General features: G+C 31.6%; 5 protein-coding genes. 2 read left to right on the top strand and 3 right to left on the bottom strand.

Features of this window, described 5'->3' with window-relative positions; all coding sequences use genetic code 11:
* The first annotated feature begins 124 nt into the window (after window positions 1–124).
* Window positions 125–2,545, top strand: a complete 2,421-nt coding sequence (pheT, locus tag DNC80_RS14140; RefSeq protein ID WP_182651764.1) for a phenylalanine--tRNA ligase subunit beta — start codon at window positions 125–127, stop codon at window positions 2,543–2,545.
* A gap of 97 nt (window positions 2,546–2,642) precedes the next feature.
* Here the strand turns inward: pheT and DNC80_RS14145 are convergent, their stop codons facing one another.
* From DNC80_RS14145 to DNC80_RS14155, 3 genes are all read right to left on the bottom strand, one after another.
* Complete coding sequence (locus tag DNC80_RS14145; protein ID WP_182651765.1) at window positions 2,643–3,197, bottom strand: hypothetical protein; 555 nt, start codon at window positions 3,195–3,197, stop codon at window positions 2,643–2,645.
* A gap of 2 nt (window positions 3,198–3,199) precedes the next feature.
* Window positions 3,200–3,904 carry a hypothetical protein gene (locus DNC80_RS14150; protein ID WP_182651766.1) on the bottom strand — a complete coding sequence of 235 codons (705 nt, stop codon included), beginning with the start codon at window positions 3,902–3,904 and terminating at the stop codon, window positions 3,200–3,202.
* A 62-nt stretch (window positions 3,905–3,966) separates the two neighbouring features.
* Complete coding sequence (locus tag DNC80_RS14155) at window positions 3,967–4,569, bottom strand: DUF2589 domain-containing protein (RefSeq protein ID WP_182651767.1); 603 nt, start codon at window positions 4,567–4,569, stop codon at window positions 3,967–3,969.
* 251 nt (window positions 4,570–4,820) lie between these two features.
* Here DNC80_RS14155 and DNC80_RS14160 point away from each other — a divergent pair, with 251 nt between their 5' ends.
* A complete protein-coding gene (locus DNC80_RS14160) occupies window positions 4,821–5,249 on the top strand; it encodes a hypothetical protein (RefSeq protein ID WP_182651768.1) in 429 nt (142 codons plus the stop codon).
* Window positions 5,250–5,514: the final 265 nt, after the last annotated feature.

Genomic DNA, 5,514 nt, shown 5'->3' on the forward strand with positions numbered 1-5,514 from the left:
TTAAAATGAATACAATTATAACTTAAAAAACAAAAAAATAGTTTCTTACTACAAACTGCAATCCTTATATTTGCACGCGTCTTTGAAAACGGGACTTGTAAAGCAATATCATTAAAAAATACAAATGAAAATATCATACAACTGGTTAAAACAATTTATAAAAATAGACTGGAAATCCGAAGAAACAGCTGCATTGCTTACAGACTTAGGGCTTGAGGTAGAAGTGGTTGAAAAGTACCAATCTATTAAAGGAGGATTAGAAGGAGTAGTTATAGGTCATGTATTAACATGTGTACAACATCCAGATGCTGACAGACTGAAAATAACAACTGTTGATATAGGAACCGGAACACCCATACAAGTAGTTTGTGGTGCTAGTAATGTAGGTGCAGGACAAAAAGTTCCTGTTGCTACTATTGGGACAGAATTGTATGATAAAGAGGGTAATGCTTTTACAATCAAGAAAGGAAAAATTAGAGGTCAAGAAAGCCACGGTATGATTTGTGCAGAAGACGAATTAGGTCTTGGTGAAAGCCACGATGGAATTATGATCTTAGACGACTCATTGGTACCTGGAACAGCCGCTGCAACTGTGTTTAAAATAGAAAATGATGAAGTTTTTGAAATAGGATTAACACCAAATCGTGCTGATGCTATGAGCCATCTAGGTACAGCTAGAGATTTGAGAGCAGGACTTTTACAAAATGGAGTTAGCGTAGAGCTTATTACACCTTCAGTTAGTAATTTTAGAGTAGATAAAAGAACTTTAAAGATTGATATTGATGTTAAAGAACCAAAATTAGCACCTAGATATTGTGGCGTTACAATCTCTGGTATTGAAGTAAAACCTTCTCCTGCTTGGTTACAAAACAGATTAAAATCTATTGGGTTAAACCCAAAAAATAACATTGTTGATGTTACGAATTACGTTTTACACGAATTGGGTCAGCCCCTTCATGCCTTTGATGCTGCTAAAATAAACGGAAAAGTAGTCGTTCAAACTCTTGCGACGGGGACAAAATTTACCACTCTTGATGATGTTGAAAGAGAATTACATGAGGAAGACTTAATGATTTGTGATGAAAAAGGACCACTTTGTATTGCTGGTGTTTTTGGCGGAAAAAAATCAGGAGTTTCAGAAAGTACTAGTACTATTTTCTTGGAAAGTGCCTATTTCAATCCTGTAAGTATTAGAAAAACAGCGAAGAGACATCAACTTAATACCGATGCCTCTTTTAGATTTGAAAGAGGAATTGATCCTAGCATCACTGAATATGCATTAAAGCGTGCTGCTTTACTAATTCAAGAAGTTGCCGGTGGCGAAATCACATCAGATGTTGTGAATGTCTATCCAAAGAAAATTGAAGATTTTAATGTTTTTCTGAACTTTAAAAATGTCAATAAAATCATTGGACAGGAAATTCCAAAAGATACTATTAAAAAAATACTGGTTTCATTAGACATTAAGGTAAATAGTGTATCGGATGCTGGACTTGGATTGACTATTCCTGCGTACCGTGTAGATGTTCAAAGAGAAATTGATGTTATTGAAGAACTTTTAAGAGTTTACGGTTATAACAATATTGCTTTTTCAAATAAATTGAATGCGACGGTTTTTAACGCGCCACGAAACGAAGATTATAAAATTCAAAATGTTATTGCCTCTCAATTGAACTCTCAAGGATTTCATGAAATGATGGCTAACTCATTGACAACGGCAAACTACGTTACACTTTCTGATCAACTAAATCCTACGAATAATGTAACCATGTTAAATCCTTTGAGTGCTGATTTATCAACCATGAGACAATCATTACTTTTCTCTGGTCTTGAAGCAGTATCATATAACATTAATCGTAAAAATGCTGATTTAAAATTATTTGAGTTTGGTAAAACATACCACAACTACCTTGCTGGTTATGAAGAGAAAAAACATTTAAGTTTATTACTTACTGGTAATAGAAACCAAGAAAACTGGACTGGAACACAGAAAACTTCTGATTTCTTTTTGTTTAAAGGATATGTTTTGGGTATTTTATCTCGATTGGGTATTGATAAATTACAAACTAAACCAGTTGAACTAGATGTTTTTGCTGAAGGAATTTCACTAGTTGTTGGGAATGATACAATCGTTTCATTAGGAGTAGTTAAAAAAGTAATATTAAAGCATTTTGGAATTAAACAAGAAGTGTTTTATGCAGACTTTAATTGGGATTTAATCCTTAAAAAAATAAGTACTAAAATTAAATATACAGAGATTCCAAAATATCCTGAGGTACGCAGAGACTTAGCTTTATTGCTAAAACAAACAGTTAGTTATGAAAGCTTATACAACTTGGCTAGACAAACTGAAAAAGGACTTTTGAAAAACATTGATCTATTTGATGTTTACGAAGGTCAAAACTTACCCGAAGGCAAAAAATCATATGCCTTGAGTTTTACCATTCAAGACAATGCAAAAACACTTACTGATGCTCAAATTGATAAAATTATGAGTAAGTTACAAAAGAACTTTGAAACAGAACTTGGTGCCGTTTTAAGATAATACATATTGTGGAAATTAAAAAAGCGGTTGCTTTAAATTGTAGTCGACCGCTTTTTTTAATATTTTGAAACACTAAAAATAGTTTACATTTTTCTTTTTAGCAGTAATCTTCTAAGTTTATTTCTTCGGCAATAAGCATTTGAATATCAGACATAATCAACATTGTTTTCAATTTGATTGCTCCAGCTTGTAATTGTTCATTTGACGTCGTAAATTTCCAGATAGCATCTACAAAATTTTCAAATGGTAAATCAGGGTCATACTTTACAACTTTTGCCTGGCTAATGATCAATAAGATTTGCTTTACCAGTTCTCTACACTCTTCAACTTTTAATTCAAAGGGTTTTAAAACTGTCAATATCAAGCTTTGTAAATCATATAATATCTCCGAGGCAGCTTTTAATTGTGCTTTCTTTAAAGAGATACTTTTATTATCAGAAAACCTCGGAATCAACAATTTGCTATACAAGCCGGATAATTCAGAAACTTCACTAATAGTGTATGTACTAAATATTTCTTCGTTTTTTTGAATCCATGCAGATAACTTCTCTATAAAAAATGGATCCTTATTCTCTAGACTTCTCGTTATTTTTGGGAACTCTAATAAATTGTTTTTTAAAACACTAACTAGATTCAATGTTGATTTTTTCATAACTATTCAGGTAATAATTTTGATTCGATTTCTCCATTAGCATTTTCAGATCTACTCCACTCCATTCCATTTTCAGAAATTTTCAACTTAATGAATATTAAATTTTCAGACTTAAGTTCCCTTAATTTATTAGCTTCAACAACAATATTAAGATTGGCTAAAGCCTCCACCTCTTTACTAATTGTAATTTCTCGCGTTAAAACTGTAATTAAATCTCTAACAATCAGATCATAATTCATTTTGGCTAATAATTCTTTGTTTACCAAAGCATATTTTTCAATTATCTTTAAATAATACACTACGATTTCTTTTGAAAAACCCGAAACAGAATCATGACTGTTGGTTAGTTTAATTTGTTTTTCTAAAATACCTACTTGTCTCGCTGTCTCCGTTTGTAGCAATTTAGTAGGTTCCTTTGTAATTTTTAAGACTCCAAATTTTTCTAATAGGAAACTATAAACTAAAGTGTTAATCTTGATACTATCAAAACCAATTACTGGAGGTTTTGAGATGTTTTCAATTTCATCTAAAGCAATGGGAATTGTCATTTCAACATCGTCAATACGCATTCTTGGAATTGAAAAATGTTTCAAATAATCATGTTTTGCATATTCTTCGGCCAATTTTACAGTTTGAAGGTCAGACATTATTTTTGCATTGGTAAAACTAGCCACAATACTTCCTAGGTAATCATTCAATTTTATCATAGTTTCTTATTTTTTAAATAGATTGGCCACCCCAACAAGACAGCCAATCTATTTTAATATTATTACGCGTTTACACTAGCTATACTGTCTTCTAGCATTGTTAATATACGATCTAACCCAGCTGGTAATTCATCATTAACAGCACGAACGTGTACGCCTAGATTATAGGTTTTCTCAACATTGGAACCCGTAACTGAAGTCCTCTTGTACGAAGCAGAAGCTTTGAAATTGACAATTTTGTAATTAATACCAAGTTCAGCACTTGCGGCAAACTCACTAGAAACACTTTTGGTCTCTGTAGAAGTAAGCTTCGCATTGAAATCGATGGTCATTTCTTCTATTCTGATACTTGGAATAGACAACATCGTTAAGAACGGAACTCTAATTTCCACCTCTTTATCATCAAATTTTGTATTTCCTGGAACGGTTGCTTTTGTAGGATCTGGATCATAATTTGGATTAGGTACCGATTTTTTGTAGTTGAAATCTACATAACGTAACTTTTTTGGATCAGTAGCAGAAGCTCCATCTTCAAAACCAACTGATTGTATAAAATTAACTTGTGCCATAGAGGCTGCGTTTTGAGCTTGAACAGCTGCTTGTAATGGTCCACCGATGTAAACACTAAAATCTAAACTATTTAATTCTGCGACTAAATTTGACATAACTATTATTATTAAAATTTAATTCTTACTCTCTTATTAAGGTTTTTCAGATTCCACCTCTCCATTTTGTGCACCAAATGGATTGATACAAAGTTGTGACATAACTAGTTTTCACAAAAGAGTAAAGACACCCTATTTTATTTTTCGATTTACCCTAAAAAAAAGGGGATATTTCCCCTTGTGGTATCTACTGAATTGAAATAGTTTTGTCCTGTTACCCTTTAATAATCTAACCTTAACTAAAAAACATTATGGAACAAAAACCAATTAAGCCAAAACAACTTATTACTAAAGAATTTGCTAAATTGCTAAATGAAAATTATAATAAAACCAGATATCCTTTGATCAAGGAAGCTATAAAAAAAGAAGATGCTAATGCGATTTGGTTTTCTATTGTGGAATTAGAAAATTATATTGCTTACATAAAAGCTGAAGCAAAAAAGCAAAAAGGCGAAATTGATGGAATTCGCTTTCATTTTGGCGCTTATCCTGAAGATAAAGCATATGCCGAAAAATCAGGTTTAACAACTATTTTTTTAGCCCCAACAGGGACAAAGAAAATTAAAAAAACTACAGAAGTGTCCAAAATAGAAAAATCTATAGAAAATGATGATTCCTTGAATATTGCGCCATTAAACTATGGCTCTATTGGTAATCCACCTCCAATCCCTTATATTTAATAAATGTTTGAAGATTTAAGATTTTATATTATTTATTTAGCTTTATTATCAAGTTTAATAGGATTTCGATTCTATTATAAATTGCCTAATAATAAAGCTAAATTTATATTGTTTATAATTGTATTTTCGTTTTTAACGGAATTTATAGGCAAATACTTTACATTATGGACTGGATTAATTAATTTTTCAGTCTATAATTTTTATATGTTAGCTAGTTTCACTGCTTATATCGTATTGTTGTACGCGCTCTTACTTAAATTAGAAT

Source organism: Flavobacterium sp. SOK18b, from assembly GCF_014156605.1.
Taxonomy (GTDB): Bacteria; Bacteroidota; Bacteroidia; order Flavobacteriales; family Flavobacteriaceae; genus Flavobacterium; species Flavobacterium tiangeerense.

Coding starts and splice junctions, on each gene's coding strand:
- pheT (WP_182651764.1), top strand. CDS start 125: ATGAAAATATCATACAACTGGTTAAAACAATTTATAAAAATAGACTGG.
- DNC80_RS14145 (WP_182651765.1), bottom strand. CDS start 3,197: ATGAAAAAATCAACATTGAATCTAGTTAGTGTTTTAAAAAACAATTTA.
- DNC80_RS14150 (WP_182651766.1), bottom strand. CDS start 3,904: ATGATAAAATTGAATGATTACCTAGGAAGTATTGTGGCTAGTTTTACC.
- DNC80_RS14155 (WP_182651767.1), bottom strand. CDS start 4,569: ATGTCAAATTTAGTCGCAGAATTAAATAGTTTAGATTTTAGTGTTTAC.
- DNC80_RS14160 (WP_182651768.1), top strand. CDS start 4,821: ATGGAACAAAAACCAATTAAGCCAAAACAACTTATTACTAAAGAATTT.